Below are 22,562 nucleotides of genomic sequence, written 5' to 3'. Positions count from 1 at the left end.
TGGGGCGTCCTGCATCCAGCATAACCTGTCTGTGTGCAGGCCCTGTAGTGCCGGCCGCTGGCCGGCTCTCGTGATGCGGGTAATACTACGGCGCATGTCTGCCGACGCACCCGCCATCGCTACCCCACCGGCCACCTACGCACAGCGGGTGGCCTTCGTTTCCGAGATCGCCGGGCGCCTGCACAGCTATGGCACCACTGCACAGCGCCTGGAGGCGGCGGTGGTGGCGCTGTCGCAGCAGTTGGACCTGGATTGCGAGCCATGGTCGAACCCGACCGGGCTGATTCTCAGCTTCAGCGACCCGACCAAGGCGATCGGTTCGTCGGACATCACCCGCGTGATCCGTCTTGCCCCGGGCGAAAACGATCTGCACAAGCTGAGCATTGCTGACCGCATTGCCGATGCGGTCGCCAACGGCACGATGAGCATTGCCCAGGGCCACACCGCGCTGCGGCAGCTGGATAAAGATCCCGGGCGCGCCGGCAAGATCCGCATGATGCTGTCCTACAGCCTGGGTGCGGCCGGCGTGGCCGGGCTGTGGAAACTGCCGTGGCTGGACATTGCCACCGCCGGTGTCATCGGTCTGCTGATCGGGCTGATGTCGCTGATCACCGACCGCCGACCTGCCACGCGCGAGGCCAGCGAAGCACTGGCCGCACTGCTGGCGGGTACGGTGGCGGCGCTGGTGGCTTCGTTCGTGGCACCGTTGAATCTCAATACGGTGATCATCGCCTCGCTGGTGGTGATGCTGCCGGGTATGTCACTGACCAACGCGGTCAATGAACTGGCCAGTCAACATTGGGTCTCGGGCACGGCACGTTTTGCCGGTGCCGTCACCACCATTCTGAAACTGACGGTGGGCGCGGTGATCGCAGTGACCCTGTCGGGAATCATCGGCCTGGACCCGCAGGTACGCGCGTCACGGCCGCAGGCGGACTGGGTGGAATGGAGTGCGCTGCTGCTGGCGGCCTTTGCGTTCGCCATGTTGTTCAAGGCGAACAAGCGCGATTATCCCTGGGTGATTGCCGCCTCGATTGCCGGCTATGCCATTTCCAAATTCGCCGGCCAGGCGTGGGGATTGCCGGCGGGTATTTTCCTTTCGGCGATGGTGATGACGGGCGCAGGCAATCTGTTTGGCCGGCTGGTGCAGCGGCCAGGGGCGATCATCCGCCTGCCCGGCATCATCATGCTGGTGCCCGGCAGCACCACCTTGCGCGGTGTTCTCACCCTGGTGCAGCAGCAGGATGTCAGTGCCGGGCAGCTGGTATTGATGACCGTGTTGAATGTGGTGATGGCGCTGGTGGCGGGGTTGTTGTTCGGGAATCTGCTGATACCTGCGCGCAAGAATCTGTGAGTTTCCGTGATTTTGCGTTTGACGCGTATGGCGCCGCCACGTAGACGCGCATGGCGCGTCACTACACACAACCAAAAACGCCGGCTTCGCAGCCGGCGTTCTTACACAGGTGCTTCCTTGATCATGCTTACTTCTTGATCAGGAAATCTTCCAGCTTCTTGCCCTTGGTGGTGTGGGCAGCCAGCCAACGCGGCTGCTTGCCACGACCGGTCCAGGTTTCCTTCGGATTGGCCGGATTACGGTACTTCGGGGCCACCTTGCCGAGCTTGCGAACGGCCTTTTTTGCGGGGGCTTTGGCGGCCTTGGCGACGCGGCCACGGGCCGGTGCTTCACTGCCGAACACTTCTTCCACGGTGTAGCCGCTGCTCTTGAGCAGTTTGTTCAACTGCGCGCGCACCTTGGTGATGGCGGGGCGCTTGGCAACAACAGTCTGGCGTTTCTTTGCATTCTTGATCAGGGCACCCAGCTCTTTAGCGGACAACCCACTCAGGTCAATACTCATCAACTACTACTCCGGAATTCAAACGAAGGACGGGGGCCGCCGGTCCGTGGCGAGTCCTGAGGATACATTTTCATTTGAATCGTGCACAGTAAGGCGCATTACCCATTCTGGCGGGATAATGAAAAAGCCGGGGTGGTGCCCCGGCTTTGTGATCACTTCGACAGTTTTGCCAGCAGCGCGCCCCGGTCGAGGCTTTCGGCCTCGCTGGCCGAGCGCGCCCGGTATTCGAACGTGCCGGCGGCCAGGCCGCGTTCGGACACCACCACCCGATGCGGAATGCCGATCAGCTCCATGTCGGCAAACATGCCGCCCGGGCGCAGGCCACGGTCATCGAGTGCGGCATCCAGGCCGGCGGCCTGCAGTTCAGCCAGCAGTTCAGCCGCGGCGGCGCTGACGCTTTCGTCCTGTTTCGGATTGATGACACACACCACCACCTCCCACGGAGCCATGGCGTCGGGCCAGATGATGCCGGCGTCGTCGTGGTTCTGTTCGATGGCGGCGGCCACGATGCGGGAAATGCCGATGCCATAGCAGCCCATGGCCATCACTGCGGCCTTGCCGTTTTCGTCCAGAACCGTGGCATTCAACGCCTGCGCGTACTGACGGCCGAGCTGGAACACGTGCCCCACTTCGATGCCGCGTGCGATCTTCAGTTCGCCGCCATCCGCAGCGCGGTCGCCTTCCTTGACGTTGCGGATGTCGACCACTTCCGGTTCCGGCAGGTCGCGGCCCCAGTTGACGCCGGCAATGTGGAAACCGGCTTCATTGGCACCGATCACGAAGTCGGCAAGGGCGGCCACTTCACGGTCGGCAATGATGCGCACCGGCTTGGCCGGATTGAGCGGACCCAGGAAGCCGGGTTCGCTGCCCAGGTGGTCCTGGATTTCGGCTTCGCCGGCCATGCGGTAGCCCTGCAGGCCGTCCACTTTGGCCAGCTTGATTTCATTGACCTCGTGGTCGCCACGCACCAGCGCGAGCACGAATCCGGCTTCGCTCATGATCGCCACCGACTTCACGGTGCGCGCCAGCTCAATGCCCAGCAGTTCGGCCACGGCTTCGCAGGTCTTCTGCGTGGGGGTTTCGACCTTGCGCAGGGCTTCGCTGGCAGCGGCGCGCGCGGCCGGCTCAGCGGCAACGGCCGCTTCCATGTTGGCGGCGTAATCCGAGCCGGTGGAGAACACCAGCGCGTCTTCGCCGGAATCGGCGATCACGTGGAATTCCTGCGAGGCATCGCCGCCGATGGCACCGGAATCGGCCTGCACCATGCGGAAGTCCAGGCCCAGGCGGGTGAACACGCGGGCGTAGGCGCGCTTCATGTTTTCGTATTCGGCCACCAGGCTTTCATCGTCCAGGTGGAACGAGTAGGCGTCCTTCATCAGGAACTCGCGCGCACGCATCACACCGAAGCGCGGGCGGATTTCGTCGCGGAACTTGGTCTGGATCTGGAAGAAGTTGACCGGCAGCTGCTTGTAGCTGGACAGCTCCTGGCGCGCGAAGTCGGCGGCGGCCTCTTCAGCGGTCGGGCTGTAGCAGAACACCTGCTCCTTGCGGTCCTTGATCTTCAGCAGCTGCGGGCCGAACTTTTCCCAGCGCCCGGTGGCCTCCCACAGCTCCTTGGGCTGGATGGTCGGGACCTGGAACTCCACCGCGCCGGCGCGCTCCATTTCCTCGCGCACGATGCGCTCGACCTTGCGCAGCACGCGCAGGCCCAGCGGCGACCAGGTGTACAGCCCCGAGGCCAGCTTGCGGATCATGCCCGCGCGCAGCATCAGGCGGTGGCTGGTCAGCTCCGCGTCGCTGGGGGTTTCCTTGGTGGTGTGCAGGTGGAACTGGGAGAGGCGCATCGTCGGCTTCGCTGAACGGCGGAAACCGATATTCTGCCAGCCCGACAGCAACCCGGGAAATCCATTTCCCGATACCGGGTTATGCCCCCGGCCCGCAATACGCCTTGATTCCGGCCTCGGCCATGGTTTTCTGGGCCTGGCGCTGTTCCGCGCTCAGTGGCGCGTCCGGCGTGCCATCCCCATTGGTGTCGTACATGACATCCCCCTGGCCATTGAGCAGGGCCAGGTTCTTGCGGGTCTGGGTGCAGTCGGCCGATTCGGCCGGGGCGGGCTTGGCCGCGCCGGTGTTGACCGGGTCCTGATTGGTGATCCGGCGCTGTTCGGCCTTCTGGTTGGCCGGCGGCTTCTCCGAGTACTGGGTCACGCCGTTGGCGTCCTTCCACTTGTACACGTTCTGGGCGCTGGCCGAGGCGCTGGCAAGCAGCAGGCAGCACAGCAGGGGCAGGACACGCATGGCAACTCCGGTTACTCAGGGTCAGGGCCGCGATTGCAGCACCCCCGCCCGGTGCTGGCAAGCGCGGTGGCGACAGGCGGGGCGGGCGGGGGAGGCAGCGGTCGTCCGGCAACCGCCCCAAACCCGGCGGCAGCCACTAAACTGGCCGGCATGGATCAGATGAAACCCCCGCCGCGCTCGCGCAGTATCTACCTGCTGCCCAACCTGTTCACCACCGCCGGTCTGTTCGCCGGGTTCTACGCGATCATCGCTGCGGCCAATGGCGATTTCGTCAATGCCGCCATCGCGGTGTTCGTGGCCGCGATCATGGACGGCCTGGATGGCCGCGTGGCGCGCCTGACCGGCACCAGCAGCGAATTCGGCGTGCAGTACGACTCGCTGGCCGACCTGGTCAGCTTCGGCATGGCCCCGGCACTGGTGATGTACCACTGGTCGCTGTCGTGGCTGAAGTTCGATGACCCGGTACTCGGCCGGGTGGGCTGGGCGGTGGCGTTCCTGTACGCCGCCTGCGCGGCACTGCGCCTGGCGCGCTTCAATACCCAGGTGACGGTGGTCGACAAGCGCTGGTTCATCGGCCTGGCCAGCCCGGCCGCCGCCGGCCTGATGATGTCCTTCGTCTGGGCCTTCGCCGACGGCAACCTGGGCTGGGACGGCAACGAACTGCGCTATGTGGCGTTGGGCGTCACCCTGGTGGCGGCGCTGCTGATGGTCAGCCGGATCCGCTTCTGGAGCTTCAAGGGCAGCGGTGAAAAGGGCCCGCGCGCCGACCGCGTGCCGTTCATGGCGCTGGCGCTGCTGCCGATCGTGATCGCGATCATGGTCATCGACCTGCCGCGCGTGCTGTTCGCGGTGGGCATCGTCTACGCGTTGTCCGGGCCGGTGATGTGGCTGTGGCAGCGGACCCGCAAGACGGCCGAGCCCGGCGCATGAGCCTGCCGGCCACGCCGCCGCTGTGGACATCGGCCCAGCAGTCCTGGCTGCAGGCCATGGGCTACACGGTGTTCGTGGACGGCAGCGTGGAAGCGGCGACGCCGGAGCCGGCGATTGAATTGACGGCCGTACCGGCGGATGCCCGGGCACCACGTGACCCCGTAGAGCCGGGCTCTGCCCGGCTTGCCGAAACGTCCGACCAACTCGACCGTCCTGTAGAGCCGGGCCATGCCCGGCTTGCCACACCATCCGAACGAACGGCCAGCCGGGCAAGACCCGGCTCTACGCCACCGTCCGCGCCCGAGACCGCGCCGCGCTCCGGTACCCGCCAACCCGCCGTCCGCCTCCCGGACCGCCTGCAGATCGCATTGCTGCGTGCCTCCGGCTGCAACCCGAACGACCCTGAAACGCAGGCCTTGATGGCCAGCTGGAACCTGGATGAACTACGCCGCAGCGCCGCCGCCAAGCGCGCGCTGTGGCCGCAGCTGCGCGCCCTGCGCAAGCGGGCGCGGCCGTGAGCGCGGTCAGTTCACCGCGTCCGCCGTCCCTGCGCGCCTTGCGCGAGGACGACCTGGATGCGGTGATGGACATCGAGGAACGGGGTTACCCGTTCCCGTGGACGCGCGGCATCTTCGTCGATTGCCTGCGCGCGGGGTATCCGTCGCTGGCGCTGGAAGATGACGGCGATCTGGTCGGCTATGGCGTGCTCAGCGTGGCCGCCGATGAAGGCCACATCCTCAACGTGTGCGTCGACCCGCAGCTGCAGTCACGCGGGCTGGGGCGGTTCCTGTTCCGCGCGCTGGTGCAGCTGGCGCGCGACCATGCCGCGCACCGCGTGTTTCTGGAAGTGCGGCCGTCGAATGGGCCGGCGTTGAAACTGTATGAAAGCGAAGGCTTCAATGAGATTGGTCGCCGGCCGCGGTATTACCCTGCGCATGGCGGGCGCGAGGACGCGCTGGTGATGGCGATGGAACTGGTAAGCGACGACATCGACAAGATGCCGCCGCTGTAACCGCTGTGCTTACAACTTCGCGCGCTGCTCGCGCAGGCCGGCCAGCTGGGTGGTCCAGTCCGCCAGGCGCACACGTTCCTGCTCGACCACCGCCGCCGGCACCTTGTCGGTGAACTTGGCCAGCTTGGTCTCGCTCTTCTCGTACTCGCCCTGCACGCGCGCGATTTCCTTGTCCAGGCGCGCACGTTCGGCATCCAGGTCCACCAGGCCTTCCAGCGGCACCAGCAGCTTCAGTTCGCCGACAATCGCAGCCGCGGCCGGCGGCGTGGTTTCACCGTCGCCCAGCCACTCGATGCTGTCCAGCTTCAACAGGAACGCCATCGACGCGCTGAAGCGCTCGATTCGCGCACGGTCCTGCGCGACGCCGGCCTGCAGGCGCAGCGGCACCAGCTTGGACGGGGCCACGTTCAACTCGCTGCGCACGCGACGCACCGCGCTGATGACCGCCTTCAACCACTCCACGTCGGACTCCGCCTGTGCGAAATCGCCGGCGAATTCAGCCGCGGTCGGGTAGGGGCGCAGCGACAGCGTGGCCTCGCTCAGGCCCAGGCGCGGGGCCAGCTGCTGCCACAGTTGTTCGGTGATGAACGGGGTCAGCGGGTGCAGCAGCCGCAGCAGCGCTTCCAGCACATACAGCAGGGTGTGGCGGGTACTTTCGGCATCGGCGGCATCGCTGCCGTTCAGCGCCGGCTTGCTCAGCTCCAGGAACCAGTCGCAGAACGCATTCCACACGAACTCGTACAGGCATTGCGCCAGCAGGTCGAAGCGGTATGCGGCGAAATGCCCCTGTGCTTCGGCGGTGGTGGCGGCCAGGCGTGCCAGGATCCAGCGCTCGGCATCGGTGCGCGGCGTCGGTGCACCGGTGAAGGCGGCCCCTTCGGTGTTCATCAGCGCGAAGCGGCTGGCGTTCCACAGCTTGTTGCAGAAGTTCTTGTAGCCTTCGGCACGGTTCATGTCGAACTTGATGTCGCGCCCGTGCGTGGCCAGCGCGGCAATGGTGAAGCGCAGCGCATCCGCGCCGTGTGCGGCGATGCCGTCCGGGAATTCCTTGCGGGTTTTGCGCTCGATCTTCTCGGCGGTCTTCGGCTGCATCAACCCGCCGGTGCGCTTGGCGACCAGGTCGTCGATGCTGATGCCATCGATGATGTCCAGCGGATCGAGCACGTTGCCCTTGGACTTGGACATCTTCTGGCCTTCGCCGTCGCGGATCAGGCCGGTGAAGTACACGTCCTTGAACGGGATTTTCCCGGTCAGATTGTCGGTGGCCATGATCATGCGCGCCACCCAGAAGAAGATGATGTCGAAGCCGGTGATCAGCACCGACGACGGCAGGTAGCGGTCGAAACCGCGCTCGGCCATCGCCTGCGCGTTCGGCCAGCCCAGGGTCGAGAACGGCCACAGCTGCGACGAGAACCAGGTTTCCAGCACGTCGCTTTCCTGGGTCAGCACCACGTCGCTGCCCAATCCGTTCTTTTCGCGCACTTCCGCTTCGCTGCGGCCGACGTAGCAGCTGCCGGTGGCGGCGTCGAACCATGCGGGAATGCGGTGCCCCCACCACAGCTGGCGGCTGATGCACCAATCCTGGATGTTGGTCATCCAGTGGCGGTAGGTGTTGATCCAGTTCGGCGGCACGAAGCCGATCGCACCGCTCTCCACCAGCTCCAGACCACGACGGCCCAGCTCGTCCATCTTCACGAACCACTGGTCGGTCAGATAGGGCTCGATCACCTGGCCGGTACGGTCGCCGCGCGGCACCTGCAGCTTGTGTGCCTTGGTCTCGACCAGAATGCCCAGGTCTTCCAGCTCGGCCAGCACAGCCTTGCGCGCGTCGTAGCGGTCCAGACCCTGGAAGCGCTCCGGCGCGTTCTCGTTCACCGACGCGGTCGGGGTGAACAGGTTGATCATCGGCAGGTTGTGGCGCACGCCGACCTGGTAGTCGTTGAAATCATGCGCGGGGGTGACCTTGACCACGCCGGTACCGAACGCACGGTCGACGTAGTCATCGGCGATCACCGGCACGCGGCGGCCGGTCAGCGGCAACACCACGTGCTTGCCGATCAGGTGCTGGTAGCGCTCGTCTTCCGGGTGCACCATCACCGCGGTGTCGCCCAGCAGGGTTTCCGGACGGGTGGTGGCGACCACCAGGTAGTCGCGGGTTTCGCGCAGCGTTTCCACGCCGTCAGCGTCACGCTCGACGTGCTCGTAGCTCAGGCCCTCGTCCAGGGTGTAGGCGATCGACCACAGGAAGCCGTCCTCCTCGGACGCTTCCACTTCCAGGTCGGAAATGGCGGTCTTCAGCACCGGGTCCCAGTTGACCAGGCGCTGGCCACGGTAGATCAGGCCCTGCTCATGCCAGCGCACGAAGGCTTCGACCACCGCTTCCGACGGCTGCGGGTCCATGGTGAAGGTGCTGCGCGACCAGTCGGCCGAGGTGCCGAGGCGGCGCATCTGGCGTTCGATGATGTCGCCGGACTGCGCCTTCCATTCCCACACCTTGCTGATGAAGCCGTCGCGGCCCAGCGAATCACGGGTTTCGCCCTTGCCTTCCAGCGCCAGGTTGCGGCTGACCACCATTTCAGTGGCGATGCCGGCATGGTCGGTACCCACCTGCCACAGCGTGTCGTAGCCGCGCATGCGGTGGTAGCGCACCAGTGCGTCCATCAGGGTCTGCTGGAAGGCATGGCCCATGTGCAGCGTGCCGGTGACGTTCGGCGGCGGCAGCAGGATGGTGTACGGCTCGCCCTGGCCGGACGGCTTGAAATGGCCGGCGTCCTCCCACTGCTTGTACAGCGTTGCTTCGAATTTAGTGGGGTCGTAGCTGGAGTCGAGTCGGGTCATGCGGGGCAACCGGGAAAGGCAATCAGATAAGAATCAGGGCAGCGAAGCGCCCCATCAAGGGGCGCTGCCGTCAGTTACATGTCGTACTTGTTCAGGTCAAAGCCCAGCGCCTTGTACTGGCGCCAGCGCTCGCGCAGCGGTTCGCGCGCTTCGGGGTCGGCCGGCACCACTTCCAGCACGCGGTCGCAGGCCCCCAGATAAGGGTCATCGCGCAGGTTGATCACCAGCGGCCGGGCCGGGGCTTCACCCCCCGGCACGGCGATCAGCACCAGGGCTTCTTCCTCATCCATGTCCTCACCGGCGATCTGGTGCGGAATGTAGGCATCGTCGTCGAACGACCACAGCAGTTCGTCCAGCGCCTCGGCCTGGGCCTGGTCACGGGCCAGCACCAGCGTGGGCAGCTGGGCGTCATTGGCCTTGCGGGCCAGCTCGCAGACCAGGCGCAGCGGTTCGGTGAGGAACCGCTGCTTGGCGATCAGATAGAAGTCAGCCCGCGACATGTCAGCGGGCGGCCTGGTCCAGCAGCCACTGGCTCAGCAGGCCGACCGGACGGCCGGTCGCCATGCCGCGCTTGCCTTCGTCGCTGGCCACGCCGGCGATGTCCAGGTGGGCCCAGCGCTGGCCTTCGGTGAAGCGCGACAGGAAGCAGCCGGCGGTGATCGCACCGGCCCAGCGGCCGCCGATGTTGTAGACGTCGGCGAAGCTGGAATCCAGCATCGGCTGGTACTCGTCCCACAGCGGCAGGCGCCAGGCGCGGTCGAACACGTGTTCACCGGCGGCCAGCAGTTCATTGGCCAGGTCATCGTGCTTGGACATCAGGCCGGCGGTCTGGTGGCCCAGCGCGACCATGCAGGCCCCGGTCAGGGTGGCCACGTCGACCAGTGCCTGCGGCTCGAAGCGCTGCGCGTAGGTCAGCGCGTCGCACAGGATCAGGCGGCCTTCGGCGTCGGTATTGCCGACTTCGATGGTCTTGCCCGACATCGAGGTGATCACATCCGACGGGCGGTAGGCGTTGCCGTCGATGGCGTTCTCCACCGCCGGCACCACCACCACCAGGTTCAGCGGCAGCTGGGCGGTGACCGCGGCGACGAAGGTGCCGATCACGTTGGCCGCGCCACACATGTCGTACTTCATTTCCTCGATGCCACCCTGGGTCTTCAGGTTGACGCCGCCGGTATCGAAGGTGATGCCCTTGCCGACCAGCACGTAGGGCTTGGCGTCACCACCGTTGCTCCACTTCAGCACCACCAGGCGCGGGCGGTTGGCCGAGCCGCGGGCCACGGCCAGCAGCGAGCCCATGCCCAGCGCTTCCATGCCGGCTTCGTCGAGGATCTCGGCTTCGGCCCCGGCATGTTTCTGGGCGAAGGCCACCGAAGACTCGGCCAGGTAGGCCGGGGTGCACAGGTTCGGCGGCAGATTGCCCAGCTCGCGGGCGTACTGGACGCCGGCGGCAATGGCCTGGCCCTGAGCCAGGGCCTGGGCGTCGGTACCGGCGATGGCCAGCGTGGCCAGACCCGGTGCCTCGGGCTTCTTGGTGCCCAGCGTGGCGGTATAGCGGTAGGCCGCGTGGTCGGCCGTGATCACCGCCTGGCGGATGTTCCAGGCCGCGTCGCGACCCTTGATCGCGATTTCCGACAGGGTGAACAGCGCGTGGCCGTTGACGCCACTCTTCAGGGCGCGGCTGGCATCGCCGACCGCCTTCAGGTACTGCGGCACGCCGAACTTGGCAGGCTCGCCCAGGCCGATGACCAGCACGCGCGGCGCTTTCACGCCGGCCACGTCATGCAGCAGGGTGGTGGCGCCGGTCTTGCCGGCGACGTCGCCGCGGTTGACCAGGGTGGTCAGACGGCCGCCGCTGGCGGCGTCCAGGGCCTGTGCGGCGGGGCTCAGGGTCTTGTCGGCGTAGACGCCGACGATGACGCAGTCGACCTCGGCGGCAGCCGGGGCAGCGTGGTTCAGGGTGAATTCCAGGGCCATTGATCAGATTCCGTTGGCAAATCCGTACAATCGCGAGCTGTTTACGCCGGGTCGGTAGACTGGGCAGCACCGCGAACGAATCCGAGAGTTTAAACCACCACCCCATGTCGAAGCTCGATCGCTACCTGTTGCGTGATTTCGTCCAGAGTTTCCTGGCCACCCTGATCGTCCTGCTGGTGGTCAGCGTCGGGGGCGTGCTGGTGGACATCCTGGGCAACATCGCCGATGGCCGCCTGCCGGCCCGGCTGCTGTTCTCCCAGCTGGGACTGCAGTTCATCGTCTATATGCCGCTGATCCTGCCGCTGGCGCTGATGCTGGGCCTGCTGCTGGCCACCGCGCGGCTGTACCGCGATTCGGAAATGGCCGTGCTGACCGCCATCGGGGTGGGGCCGAAGCGGCTGCTGCGGCCGGTGCTGATGATCGTGCTGCCGGTGGTGGGGCTGATCGGCCTGTGCTCGCTGTGGCTGGGCCCGTGGGCCGACCGCACCGGTGAGCAGATGATCGAGGATGCCAACCGCAGCCTCGTGATGGCCGGGCTGGAGGCGGGCAAGTTCACCCCGCTGCCCAATGGCGGCGTGGTGTACCTGAGCTCGGTCTCCCCGGATGGCACCCGCCTCGGTCGCGTGTTCCTGCAACGCGAGCGCGAGGGGCAGATCGAGGTGATGTCAGCCGAGCGCGGTCGGATGTTCTTCGAGGGCGACCGCCAGCGCTACCTGGAACTGGAGGCCGGCCACCAGATTGAAGGCCCGGCCGGGGCTGGCCTGGACTACAAGCTGATGACCTTCGCCCGCAATGACGTGGCCTTGCCGGATGGCGCGATCACCCGCGACAAGGACGATCCCGAGCTGCTGCCGACCACCCGGCTGTTCGGCGATGAACGCCCCGAGGCCCAGGCCCAGCTGCATTCGCGCATCACCCCGCCGCTGATCGCGCTGGCCTTCGCCCTGATGACCCTGCCGTTGGCGCGCAGTTCGCCGCGCCAGCAGCGCTACGGCCGCATGATGCTGGCCTTCCTGGCCTATCTGGTGGGCATGAACCTGATGTTCATCGGCACCGGCTGGATTGCGGATGGCAAGCTGCCGGGCAGCGTGGGCCTGTGGTGGTTGAGCCTGCCCCTGCTGGGCCTGGCCCTTTGGATGTATTTCCGCGACGGCAAGCTGTCGCGTCCGCGGAGGACCGCATGAAATTCCGCCCGATGCGGTTTGACCTGTACCTGGGCCGTGCAGTGTTCGGCACGGTGTTGTTGACCTGGGCCGTGCTGGTCGGCCTGGACGTGGTGATGGCGTTCTCCGGCGAGTTCAAGGACGTCGGCAAGGGCAGCTACACCATCGGCCATGCGGCGGCCTGGGTGTTGTACACCGTGCCCCGCCGCGCCTATACCTTCTTCCCGACTGCGGCCGTGATCGGTTCACTGATGGGTCTGGGCCAGCTGGCCGCGACCTCCGAGCTGACCGCGCTGCGTGCATTGGGCCTGTCCCGGCGCCGCCTGAGTGTGTCGGTGGCGATTGCGCTGTCGCTGCTGACCGCGGTGATGGTACTGAGTGGTGAAACGCTGGGGCCGTGGGGGCAGAATCGCGCCGACGCCGTGCGGGCCAGCGCCAAGTACGGGGCCAGCCTGGCGGAAACCAGATATTTCGGGGTGTGGGCGCGGGAGGGTGACACCTTCCTCAATGCCGGCGGTGGTGACGAGCAGTTGTTGCCCGGTGGCGGCACGCGACTGATTCTGCGCGACGTGCGCATGTACCAGATTGGCGAGGACGGCAAGATCGCCTCGTTCACGCGCGCGGGGGCGGCCGAACACGATGCCAACGGCTGGGTGCTCAAGGACGTGCGTCGCGACACCTTTGGCGAGCGCTCGGCCACGCGCGAGATCATTGCGTCCGAGCCCTGGAATTCGCAGCTGGATGCGGCTGCGCTGGCCAGTGGCTTGTCCAAGCCGCGCAACCTGAGTGCAGCTGATCTGCGCACCAGCATCGAGTACCGCAAGCGCAACGGGCTGGACGCGCGCGATTACGAAGACATCTACTGGAGCCGCTGGTTCTACCCGTTGAACGTGCTGGCCCTGTGCCTGGCCGCCGTGCCATTCGCCTTTGGTTCGCTGCGCAGCGGCGGCATGGGCAAGCGCCTGTTCCTGGGCATTCTGTTCGCGCTGGGCTTCTGGCTGCTGCAGCTGTTCTTCGGCCGCATGGCCGGCGCGCTGAAGTTCGATTACCGCATTGCGTACGCGCTGCCGCCGATTGTGATGCTGGGCGTGTCGATGATGTTGTTCAGGCGCAAATCCGGGTAACCGCGGGACACGCGTTGGCGGGCACCCCGTAGAGCCACGCCCTGCGTGGCTTCGCGGTGTCAGGTTGGTCGCAGCCACGCAGGGCGTGGCTCTACGGCCCCATCAGCGTTTCGGCAATCGGATCACCCGCGTGCCACTGGCCCGGTCATGCCAGCTCAGCCGCTGCCGGTCCACCAGCGCCCACCACAACCCGAGCCCGCCCAGCAGCACCGACAGCGTGCCCACCGCATAGCGCAGCCACAGCTGCCGCAGCCGCGGCGCGCCGCCTTCGGCATTCACCACCTGCAGCCGCCACGGCCGCATGCCCAGGGTCTGGCCACCTCGCCGCCAACTGAGCGTGGCGTACAGCCCGGTCACCGCCCAGCAGCACACCCACAGCACCCACTGCAACGCACTGAACGGCGCGATGTTCTCGCGCGCGGCATGACCCACCGCATAGCCGGCGGTAAACAGCGCCCCGACCAGCATCCACAGCGCCAGCGCCGGGAAAAAGTCGTACAGCAGGGCCAGCAGCCGCCACAGCAGCAGCGAAGCGGGGCGGTCGGCAGCGGTGACATCAGCGGGCGAGGTAACCATGCGCCGAGCATACCCGGGCCCGCCCTCGTATGCTGTGCGCATGCCTGACACTTCCACCCCGGCGCAGCGCCGCCAGCTGGTCCAGCAGCTGCCCGATCTGCGCGATGACGACAATGCGCTGATCCAGCGTTTCCTGGACACCCTATGGGCCGAACAGGGCCTGGCCCGGGCCAGCCTGGACAGCTACCGCCGCGACCTGGAAGGACTGGCGCGCTGGCGCGACGGGGCCGCGCAGGGCTTGGCCGGGATCGACCGCAAGGGCCTGTTCGAGTACCTGGAATGGCGCGCCCGCCACGGTTGGTCGGCGCGCAGCAATGCGCGCCTGCTGTCTGCGCTGCGGGCGTTCTTCGCCGATGCGGTGCGCCGCGGCCAGCGCAGCGAAGATCCCAGCGCGCTGATCGACCCGCCGCATCTGCCCCGCCTGCTGCCCAAGGCGCTGGCCGAAAGCCAGATCGACGCGCTGCTGGCCGCACCGGACGTCGACCAGCCGCTGGGCCTGCGCGATCGCGCCATGCTGGAGCTGATGTATGCCGCCGGCCTGCGGGTGAGCGAGCTGGTGGAGCTGCCGGCCAATGCGGTGAACCTGCGCCAGGGCGTGCTGCGGGTCACCGGCAAGGGCAGCAAGGAGCGCCTGGTGCCGCTGGGCGAGGAATCCCAGCACTGGCTGGAACGCTACCTTGCCGAGGCCCGGCCGCAGCTGGCGGGCAAGCGCGCGGTGCCGGCCAGCCGCGACGGCGCGGTACCGCTGTTCCTGGACCCCTCGCTGCACCCGCTGAGCCGGCAGCAGTTCTGGTCACTGGTGAAGAAATACGCGGTACTGGCTGGAATCGACCCCGCCCGGATCAGCCCGCACGGCCTGCGCCACAGCTTCGCCACCCACCTGCTGAACCGGGGCGCAGACCTGCGCGCGCTGCAGATGCTGCTCGGCCACAGCTCGCTCAGCACCACCCAGATATACACCCTGGTGGCCCGCGAACACCTGCAGAAGCTGCATGCGCGGCATCATCCGCGCGGTTAGCCGACTCAGGCATCGAATTCGTTGAAGCGGGCATGGACCAAGGTCACCGCCGCCGGTTGCCCTGGGCGTGGCAGCGAAGAGATGTTCATCAGAGTGCCCAGGCTGTGGGCGCGTGTCAGAGACGCCATCTCCTCGTTGAGATGTGTAACCGTGTGCGGCACACGGTTCAGCAGCACATCGTACAGCGACATGAGTCGATTAACTTTCGCCACCAGCCTGTCCTGCCCGATCCGACCTTGGCAATACGATGCGCAAAGCAACGCCTTGCGATTCTCTATGCGCTGAAGTGCCTCTGAAACGCGTGTGCCTCGGGTCCTGCGTGCAAGCTCCACCTGTGCTGGAAGACTGCGGAGGACGTCCGCCTTGAGGTACAGCGTCAACGTACGGGGAAGAATGCGCATGGTGGCTTCTGTGGGGCCCGTAGCCGGATACGACAGGCCAACGGGCATATGAAGAGGAGTTCCCCAGCCTCTCCGCCAATCGATCCGGCAACTTTCAGATTTCAATCTCTTTCTGGGCCCGATGCCGCCGCGCCTTCATGAACCCTGTGCGAGAATCGCCCCAACCTCTGTTGTCTGGACCCCCTGATGCTCCGAGTTACCGTCGTCGCCCTGCTGGGCGCGCTCAGCCTCACTGCCTGCGCCCAGCCGTCGGCCCCGGCCGCCCGTTCCACCGCTGCTGCGCCCGCTGCGGCTGCCGCCGGCCCGGTGTCCCCCGAGCAGGCTGAAAAGACCGTCCGCACTGCCCTGCAGGGGCTGAACCCCAAGTTCAAGCCGGACTTCGTGGGTGCCGCTCCGTTCCCGGGCTTCCGCGAAGTGCTGGTCGGCGGGCAGGTGCTGTACGTGTCCGATGACGGCCGCTTCCTGATCCAGGACCAGCCCTACGACATCCAGGCGCGCCGCCCGGCCAGCAGCACCGCGCTGCTGCAGTACCGCAAGGAAAAGCTGGACGGCATCCAGCGCGGCGACCGCATCATCTTCGCCGCCGCCAATCCCAAGCACACCATCACGGTGTTCACCGACATCGAATGCGGCTACTGCCGCAAGCTGCACCAGGACGTGCCGGAACTGAACCGGATGGGCATCAGCGTGGAGTACGTGGCCTTCCCGCGCATGGGCCTGGGCAGCCAGGACTACACCGACATGATCTCGGTCTGGTGCGCGGCCGACCGCCGCAAGGCGCTGACCTCGGCGAAGGAAGGTCAGCCGGTCACCCCGAAGAACTGCACCAACCCGGTGGCCATGCAGTACACCCTGGGCCAGCAGATCGGCGTCAGCGGCACCCCCGCCATCTTCGCCGCCGACGGCACCCAGCTGGGCGGCTATATCGCCCCGGCGCAGATGAAGGCCGCCCTGGAAAAGCTCGGCCAGTAACGCAGCGCACTTACAGCGGACGGGCATGGCCCGTCCCTACGGCCCCTGTAGCGACGCGCCATGCGCGTCCCGCGGGATCGCGCGAATCGCCCAAAACGCCTGCCTTCGCGCATCCAATCGTCACCCGCACAAACCTCGCACACCGTCCGCGATGGATGCTCGCGCCTCCTCGACGGTTACTGGCGCACTCCCCGGCAACTGGACGCACTCGCCCCTCGCCGATTCGTCAGGACACCACGGTAGCGTCGGTCGACAGACGACGGCCCTGAAATGCTCAACGCCCGGTAACGCATGACCCAGGCCGAAAGCCAGCGCCTGCCAAAAGCCGGCCAACGCTCAAACGTCAAGCTCAGGAATCCCAGTCTGAGTCAGCATCATTCTCCAGACCCGAGTCAGTGTGCGACTGCTCGAGCAGACTCTCCTTGTGTGTTTTCAGCATCTCAGCGAAGCCCCCGCCAAAGCTCTGTTCAACGTCGCTGGCAGGTGCCTTGGCGATCGTTCCAACCTTACGAAGTGTGTCCTTGTTGAACGATTCGATCACATCAAGAAACGCAGGGCGGTCTTCCCGAGAAGCTTTCTTCCCACCAGCCGGCGTCGACGACTCCGCGCCCTCCCGCTGCACAGCAAGGGGAAGCTGGTCGAATGCCTCAAGTTCGGGCTGGTAACGCAGCACATCAAGCTTGAGCTGTTCCGTAGCATCGACTCGTGCCACTGACAGGGAGGCCTGAGGTACGTACAACGCCTGTTGCTCCGACTGTGGCATCTCTGCTTTTCGGGTATCGAAGGCCGTTCGGAGCCGCTTTGCGATTTCGAGATGCCTCGGTGACGGGGGCTCTCCGCGCGGCGCTACCTGGGTTGGCGCTTCTTCGGTGAATTCATCGCCGCTGTCGAAATCGCTGTCGCTTTCGAAATCACTATCGAAGTCGCTATCGAAATCATCATCCCAATCGCTCGCCCAGGGATTGCCTTCCTCCAGGGACTTAACAGAGCCGACGTCAACCTCGCTTTCGCCACGCCGTGCATCCATGCCACCGGGCTCATGCCCATCGATCTCGACGATGGGCGGATGCATGGCAACCTCTAGCCGCTCGATACGTTCCTTGAAGGGCTCGAACGCTGCCATCAGGTCCCAATCGCCACCACCGCTGCCCAGGCCGTCGTGGGTCCCCGCATCAGTGACTTCAATGCGGGCAAACAGGGGGGTGTAGAAGGCCGGATTCACCGTTTCAATCAGCGCCGAATCGACCCCGGTCGTGGGCTGCAGCGCGGCCAGCGTGTCTGCATTGGGCTGCGCTTCTGCTCGCGCGTCGGCCCGCCGGGGCACCTGCAGGACGTGCAGGCGCGCCTGCCGCGCCAGCGCCTTGGGGTGAAGTTCGCGCGCACGCGGGGGGGTGCGGGCATTGATCTGCTCACGCTCCAGAGGCGTTCCGGTTTCGTGGATGCTCAGTTGCGGATCGAGGGGCATGCGCTCGGTCGCCGTGAATGCACGCCCTTCCACACTTTGCACCGAGGTCTGCGCGCGTGGCGCATCTTCCACCGGCGGGGCGGGGAAGCACAGAGCGTGTCGCTCCTGCAGGGACGCAGCGGTGGTCGCAGCCATCCGTTGAAGGACAGGCGCGCTCTGGCGATGGAGATTGCCCAGCCGCTGCAGCTGTGCGCCGACCTGGGTCTGGCCAGTGCCACGACCGGAACACATGACATTCTTGGTGAACAGTGGCGCATGCGACGTACCGGATGCGCCTGGCGTGGTGAGGCGCGTTTCGTTGCGCACGAACTTTGGTCCCGATAGCACCTTGCCCGGTGAGCGTCCTTTCAGGGCACCGGGGAAAAGGCGGATCAGGGACGCGACGTTTGAAGCGGCAGACGAAAAAAGCGGCATGGTGGGCGCAACTGTGAGGAATGCCCATACTCGTCGCTCGCCATTGCCCGAACTATCAGATTTCTTTCATCTGGCTCAGGACGTGCGCTTGCGTTCCCGGCGGTGTGGGCGGGACCACCATCCCGGGCGCGTCGGGCAGCCGGTCGAGCAGCTGCTGATGCTGCGGCAGCACCTTGTGTCCGAATGCTGGCGTAACCGCCGCGAATCTCGACTCGTGATCTGTGACCTGATTGGTTTCCCCTTCAAACCGCGCATCGCAGTCTTCAATTTCCCACAAGGTTAGTGGTTCATCTTCGGATTCCGAATCCCACTCGCCCACATATTTGGGAAATTTCTTCACGATCGCGACAAATGCAGGGGGATGACGCCGAGGGGGTACCGGGGGCGGAACAACAGGCGAACCGGACGGCTCGGCGCTGGTGTTGGTGACCGAGCGAAGCGGCAGCGGCGGTGCAAGGGAATGTGGAATACGGCCGGCGTCGGGCTGTCGGTTCTGACGGGCGGGCGGGGTCGCCAGCCTCACGAAGGGGAGCCGGAAAGGACGCTGGGCAGGCAGCTGATGCGGCGAGCGGCTAAAGATGTTGAATGGCATGGATGATCGAGTGGAAGTCGTTTGTTTGATTGGGAGAGCACATCAGGTGCCCGCAAGTCGCGGCACGGAGGGCGTCCGCCCCGCCGGGCAGGCCGGGGCGGACAGTTGTTCAGATTCAGCCGGCTTGTTGGGTGCGTGTCCTCAATCCGAGCGCGACCTGTGCTTTCACCAGCTCATCCCTCAGATTTACTTGAGTGGTTGAAAGGGGGCGTAGCGCGTTGAAGGTTTCGGAGGCCGAAAGATTCGACTCCTGGCCAGCCTGCTGCGCTCCCCGCCACGGCTTGAGCATCAGACTGTCACGCTGCAGTGCCTCCCGGCGCTCACGCAGTTCCTCCGCCTGCCGCTTGACCTCCGGCTTGACTTCAATAGGCTTTGCTTCCTTGGGCATCCGCTTGCTTGACTTCAATTCCTGCAGGGTTGCATCCATTGGACCGTTCGTGCGGGGAAGCCAGGACTTCGCGGAGATCCGCCGCCCGGCACTGGCGGCACGCGTTTCGCTGGCCGTACCCATCGTTTCCGGAGCCGAGTCGCTGCGCTGAACGAGTTTGTGACCCTTCAGTTCCGCGAACACCGCCGCCATGTTCGGCGGAGACAGCGGTGGGGCCGAATTGGCACGTTGCAGCGCCTTTAGTCCGTCCATTGGAGGTGCAGGTGGCGGAGTAAAGGTCTTCGTGGGTGCGGTGACGTTCTCTGTCACCGTCGGCTGTGTGGCGTTCTGCGCAGGAGGCTGAGGCGATGGCCTGGTGCTATCGGGACCACGGGGCGCGGTCGGCATCTTCGCCTGCGCGGACATGGGATGTGGCGGCTGCGGCGCACGCTTGGTCTTGCCGTGGCGGCTGACCACTACTGGCTTTGGCGGTGCCGGAGGGGGCGAAGCCGGCCGCTTCACCTTGATGGATGCCGCGGGGCTGGCCGGTTGCGCAGGAGCCCCCTGAACCGAGGCCGCCGCCACCCGTTCAAAAAAATCGATACCCGCCTTTACCTGGCGCGGCTTCCAGGAGTCGTGCAGCCAGCTGCGGTGATCATCGGTGCGGACCGGATTCGACACCGCGCTGGGCGGTGACATCGCGCGCTTCGGGCTCGTCGCAACGATGGGCGCTGTGCCTGAAGCCTTGTCCTCGCTGTACTGGCGTACGGTGCGATTGTTCAGCGTCGTCAGAGGGAAGTCCGACACCCATTTCGCCCGCTCCGTGGGAGCCCGGGAGAAGCCGCGGACAACAGGTTCCTGCGCACGCTTGAGGTCATACTTCTGACCGCGCAGCGGGTGTTTGATCATGGCGTAGGTGCTCTGCACCCAACCGGCGAATGTAGTCAACGAAAACACTCCGTGGTGACAAGGAGTGTTCACTGTGTGCGTTGACCGTCAAACACGCTCTGCAACTTTGTGCAGAAATTCACAACTGCCCACACCATCACAGATGGCGCGCGCGGTTCGTGCCAGCAAACCCAACCACCGCAACACCCGGAGCCGTTTCCGACTCCGGGTGCGTCGTGCTTACTTCAGGCCGTTGCTGACGGTATTGACCAGTGTGCCCTGTGCATCGTCACCGCTGAATTCCCAGAAGAACGCACCGCCGAAGCCCTGCGCCTTCACGTAGCCCATCTTCTCGGTGATCAACGCCGGGGTGTCGAAGCTCCAGAACGTGGTGCCGTTGTAGCTCCACGTGGCCCGTGCGTTGGCGTCGGTGTAGATCGGATGGTTGAGGTTCTTCAGCACCTTCCAGTCTTCAATGCCGGCCTCGTAGGTGCCCGCCGCGGCGCTGCCGCTCTGGTACAGGCCGTTGTTGACGTTCGGCACGTTGGTCCAGCCGCGCCCGTAGAAACCGATGCCCAGGTTGAGCTTGCTGGCCGGCACGCCGCGGGCCAGGAAGGCTTCCATCGCATCGTTGCTGTTGTACAGCTTCACGTCACCGGTGGAGGGATCGTTCGGCGAATCGAACAGCGCCGAATGATGGCCGGTGATCGGGTCGAAGGCCCCGTGGAAGTCGTACGTCATCACATTGATGTAATCGAGGTACTGGTGGTACGTGGCCGGGTCGGTGACGCGGATCTTGTCGATCCCCGCACCCACCGCCACGGTCAGCAGCAGCCCCGGGCGCACCGCATCGAGCTGGCGGCGGAACTCGGCCAGCAGCGCGGTGAAGTTGGCATTGTCGGCCGGGGTGCCGCAGGCCAGGCCACAGGCCACCGGGTATTCCCAGTCGATGTCGATGCCGTCAAACACGCCGGCTGCTGCGCCCACGCCACCGGCCCCGTCGGTCACCGGCAGGTTGCCCTTGATGTAGGCGTCGATGCACGAGGCGACGAAGGCCTGGCGATTGGCCGGCTGCGCCGCGCTGGAGAAACCACGCGACCAGGTCCAGCCGCCCAGCGAGATCAGCACCTTCAGGTTGGGATTCTTCGCCTTGAGCTGCTTGAGCTGGTTCCAGTTGCCACGCAGAGGCTGGTCCCAGGTATCGGCGGCCCCGCTGACGCTTTCACCGGCCTGGAAGGCCTTGGTGTAGTCGGCGAACGCGTCGCCGCCGGCACCCGTGCTTTCATTGCTGGGCACGGTGACACCGACTTCGCAGCGGTTGTTGCGCACGTTGCCGAACGCGTAGTTGATGTGGGTCATCTTGGCGGCCGAGCCACTGGTGTCGATGTTCTTGACCCGGTAGTTGCGGCCGTAGATGCCCCACTGGGTGAAGTAGCCGATCACCCGCTTGTTGCCGCCATTGCCGCCACCGGTCGAGGTGGTGACGCTGATCGACGCGCTCTGTGCCGAGGCATTGCCGGCATTGTCGCGGGCGCGCACGGTGTAGGTATACGCCGTGCTGGCCGCCAACCCGCCATCGGTGTAGCTGGTGGCGCTGGGCGAGCCGACCAGGCTGCCGTTGCGGTACACGTCATAGCCGGCCACGCCGCTGCCGCCTGTGTTGTCGGTGGCCGCGTTCCACGCCAGGCTGACCGTGCTGGCGGTTTTGGACGGCGAGTTCAGGCCGCCGGGCACGCTGGGTGCGGTGGTGTCGTTGCTGGCTGCGTTGACGGTTACCGTCACGGTGGCCGAGGAGGTCACCGCATTGGCGTTGTCGGTGGCCACGGCCTTGAAGGTGTGGCTGCCGGCGCTGGCATTGGTCCAGGTCACGCTGTACGGCGCGCTGGTGTCCACGCCGAGCGAAGTGCCGCCACGGAAGAACTCGACCTTGCTGACCGAGCCGTCGCTGTCGCTGGCATTGGCGCTGACCGTGATGGTGCTGCCGGCGCTGAAGCTGGCCCCGTTGGACGGCGAGGTCAGGCTGACGCTGGGCGGCTGGTTGCTGCCGGAACCGTCACAGGCTCCCAGGTTGGTGTAGTAGGGCGCGCCGGCCGGGTGGTCCGGCGGGGCGTTCCAGATGTCGATATTGGCCCGGTACAGCACGCCCCCCTTATGCAGGGTGGTGCCGGCCAGGTAGATCACCGAAGCGTTCCACTCCGGGGCCCCGGTACAGTTCGCGGCCTGGGCCAGCGCCGGGGTCAGGGTGGCCGAAGCCAGGGCGAGGGCCAGCAGCCAGCGTCGATGGCGGGCGGCGGGGCGTGAGGATATCGATGTCACCGTACTGCGCAGAATCGGGTCCGTCATGGTCATTCTCCGATCAGGTCAGGGGCGCGGGGCGGCAGGCTGCCGCCCCGCGTTGCAGCAGGTCCGGGGCCGGTGAGAGGGGCCGGCAACAGCTTGAGGGGGCGGACGGTGGCCCGCCTGGCATGCACACCGGGCGGGTCGTGGCAACGTTGTCATGGAATCCGTTGGCAATCCGTGAGCCAGCGCAAAGTTCAGGTGACCGGTCGTCGTCCGGTCGAAGAGTCCCCTCTGGTGAAGAGCCCCCTTCTTGTTGAAGGGGGCGCGCCAACGGCGCGGGGTTAAGGTGGAATGCGTGGACCTCACGAGCCGAAGGCGCGTGAGGTTAGAA

20 protein-coding genes are annotated in these 22,562 nt (G+C 66.0%); 8 read left to right on the top strand and 12 right to left on the bottom strand.

From position 1 onward, the window contains the following. The first annotated feature begins 94 nt into the window (after positions 1 to 94). Complete coding sequence (locus RT551_RS07535; RefSeq protein WP_311190114.1) at positions 95 to 1,354, top strand: threonine/serine exporter family protein; 1,260 nt, start codon at positions 95 to 97, stop codon at positions 1,352 to 1,354. A 127-nt stretch (positions 1,355 to 1,481) separates the two neighbouring features. Here RT551_RS07535 and RT551_RS07530 read toward each other — a convergent pair whose 3' ends face one another. From RT551_RS07530 to RT551_RS07520, 3 genes are all read right to left on the bottom strand, one after another. Beyond that, on the bottom strand, positions 1,482 to 1,856 hold the full coding sequence (locus RT551_RS07530; protein ID WP_313457029.1) for an H-NS histone family protein: 375 nt from the start codon (positions 1,854 to 1,856) through the stop codon (positions 1,482 to 1,484). 152 nt (positions 1,857 to 2,008) lie between these two features. Continuing rightward, complete coding sequence (locus RT551_RS07525) at positions 2,009 to 3,700, bottom strand: proline--tRNA ligase (protein ID WP_313457027.1); 1,692 nt, start codon at positions 3,698 to 3,700, stop codon at positions 2,009 to 2,011. Between the two features lie 79 nt (positions 3,701 to 3,779). After that, positions 3,780 to 4,154, bottom strand: coding sequence for a DUF4124 domain-containing protein (locus RT551_RS07520; RefSeq protein ID WP_313457026.1), 375 nt, complete (start codon positions 4,152 to 4,154; stop codon positions 3,780 to 3,782). A gap of 150 nt (positions 4,155 to 4,304) precedes the next feature. Here RT551_RS07520 and pssA point away from each other — a divergent pair, with 150 nt between their 5' ends. From pssA to rimI, 3 genes are read left to right on the top strand one after another with little or no spacing between them, the layout of a single operon-like run. Further along, positions 4,305 to 5,084 (top strand): CDP-diacylglycerol--serine O-phosphatidyltransferase, encoded by a 780-nt coding sequence (gene pssA, locus RT551_RS07515; protein ID WP_313457023.1) that lies wholly within the window; start codon positions 4,305 to 4,307, stop codon positions 5,082 to 5,084. Further along, positions 5,081 to 5,602, top strand: coding sequence for a hypothetical protein (locus RT551_RS07510; RefSeq protein WP_313457021.1), 522 nt, complete (start codon positions 5,081 to 5,083; stop codon positions 5,600 to 5,602). The genes pssA and RT551_RS07510 overlap by 4 nt, the downstream gene beginning before the upstream one ends. Next, the gene (gene rimI, locus RT551_RS07505; protein ID WP_313457018.1) at positions 5,599 to 6,096 is read left to right on the top strand and encodes a ribosomal protein S18-alanine N-acetyltransferase; all 498 of its coding nucleotides are present in this window, start codon (positions 5,599 to 5,601) and stop codon (positions 6,094 to 6,096) included. The genes RT551_RS07510 and rimI overlap by 4 nt, the downstream gene beginning before the upstream one ends. Positions 6,097 to 6,105: 9 nt before the next feature. Here the strand turns inward: rimI and RT551_RS07500 are convergent, their stop codons facing one another. The 3 genes from RT551_RS07500 to RT551_RS07490 form a co-directional block, all read right to left on the bottom strand. Then, entirely contained in the window at positions 6,106 to 8,934 is a 2,829-nt protein-coding gene (locus tag RT551_RS07500; protein WP_313457015.1) for a valine--tRNA ligase, read from the bottom strand. A gap of 74 nt (positions 8,935 to 9,008) precedes the next feature. Then, positions 9,009 to 9,434 (bottom strand): DNA polymerase III subunit chi, encoded by a 426-nt coding sequence (locus RT551_RS07495; RefSeq protein ID WP_313457013.1) that lies wholly within the window; start codon positions 9,432 to 9,434, stop codon positions 9,009 to 9,011. A 1-nt stretch (position 9,435) separates the two neighbouring features. After that, complete coding sequence (locus RT551_RS07490; RefSeq protein ID WP_313457011.1) at positions 9,436 to 10,911, bottom strand: leucyl aminopeptidase; 1,476 nt, start codon at positions 10,909 to 10,911, stop codon at positions 9,436 to 9,438. Between the two features lie 104 nt (positions 10,912 to 11,015). Here RT551_RS07490 and lptF point away from each other — a divergent pair, with 104 nt between their 5' ends. Then, positions 11,016 to 12,095 (top strand): LPS export ABC transporter permease LptF, encoded by a 1,080-nt coding sequence (lptF, locus tag RT551_RS07485; RefSeq protein WP_313457010.1) that lies wholly within the window; start codon positions 11,016 to 11,018, stop codon positions 12,093 to 12,095. Beyond that, on the top strand, positions 12,092 to 13,198 hold the full coding sequence (gene lptG, locus RT551_RS07480; protein WP_313457008.1) for an LPS export ABC transporter permease LptG: 1,107 nt from the start codon (positions 12,092 to 12,094) through the stop codon (positions 13,196 to 13,198). The genes lptF and lptG overlap by 4 nt, the downstream gene beginning before the upstream one ends. 102 nt (positions 13,199 to 13,300) lie before the next feature. Here the strand turns inward: lptG and RT551_RS07475 are convergent, their stop codons facing one another. Next, entirely contained in the window at positions 13,301 to 13,774 is a 474-nt protein-coding gene (locus RT551_RS07475; protein ID WP_313457006.1) for an RDD family protein, read from the bottom strand. 40 nt (positions 13,775 to 13,814) lie between these two features. Here RT551_RS07475 and xerD point away from each other — a divergent pair, with 40 nt between their 5' ends. After that, the gene (gene xerD, locus RT551_RS07470; RefSeq protein WP_313457004.1) at positions 13,815 to 14,792 is read left to right on the top strand and encodes a site-specific tyrosine recombinase XerD; all 978 of its coding nucleotides are present in this window, start codon (positions 13,815 to 13,817) and stop codon (positions 14,790 to 14,792) included. A 5-nt stretch (positions 14,793 to 14,797) separates the two neighbouring features. On the opposite strand, the gene RT551_RS07465 is transcribed toward xerD, so the two are convergent. After that, positions 14,798 to 15,193 (bottom strand): hypothetical protein, encoded by a 396-nt coding sequence (locus RT551_RS07465; RefSeq protein WP_313457002.1) that lies wholly within the window; start codon positions 15,191 to 15,193, stop codon positions 14,798 to 14,800. 186 nt (positions 15,194 to 15,379) lie between these two features. On the opposite strand from RT551_RS07465, the gene RT551_RS07460 reads away from it, so the two are divergent. Continuing rightward, a complete protein-coding gene (locus RT551_RS07460) occupies positions 15,380 to 16,165 on the top strand; it encodes a thioredoxin fold domain-containing protein (RefSeq protein WP_313457001.1) in 786 nt (261 codons plus the stop codon). A gap of 349 nt (positions 16,166 to 16,514) precedes the next feature. Here RT551_RS07460 and RT551_RS07455 read toward each other — a convergent pair whose 3' ends face one another. From RT551_RS07455 to RT551_RS07440, 4 genes are all read right to left on the bottom strand, one after another. Further along, entirely contained in the window at positions 16,515 to 18,044 is a 1,530-nt protein-coding gene (locus tag RT551_RS07455) for a hypothetical protein (protein WP_313456999.1), read from the bottom strand. Between the two features lie 55 nt (positions 18,045 to 18,099). Beyond that, positions 18,100 to 18,636: a hypothetical protein gene (locus tag RT551_RS07450; RefSeq protein WP_313456997.1), complete on the bottom strand. Its 537-nt coding sequence runs from the start codon at positions 18,634 to 18,636 to the stop codon at positions 18,100 to 18,102. Between the two features lie 115 nt (positions 18,637 to 18,751). Beyond that, entirely contained in the window at positions 18,752 to 19,951 is a 1,200-nt protein-coding gene (locus RT551_RS07445) for a hypothetical protein (RefSeq protein ID WP_313456992.1), read from the bottom strand. 180 nt (positions 19,952 to 20,131) lie between these two features. Continuing rightward, positions 20,132 to 22,234, bottom strand: coding sequence for a glycosyl hydrolase family 18 protein (locus tag RT551_RS07440; RefSeq protein ID WP_313456990.1), 2,103 nt, complete (start codon positions 22,232 to 22,234; stop codon positions 20,132 to 20,134). Between the last annotated feature and the right edge of the window lie 328 nt (positions 22,235 to 22,562).

This window comes from Stenotrophomonas sp. (assembly GCF_032103445.1).
GTDB lineage: Bacteria > Pseudomonadota > Gammaproteobacteria > Xanthomonadales > Xanthomonadaceae > Stenotrophomonas.
This window is presented reverse-complemented; position numbering and strand designations above follow the sequence as displayed.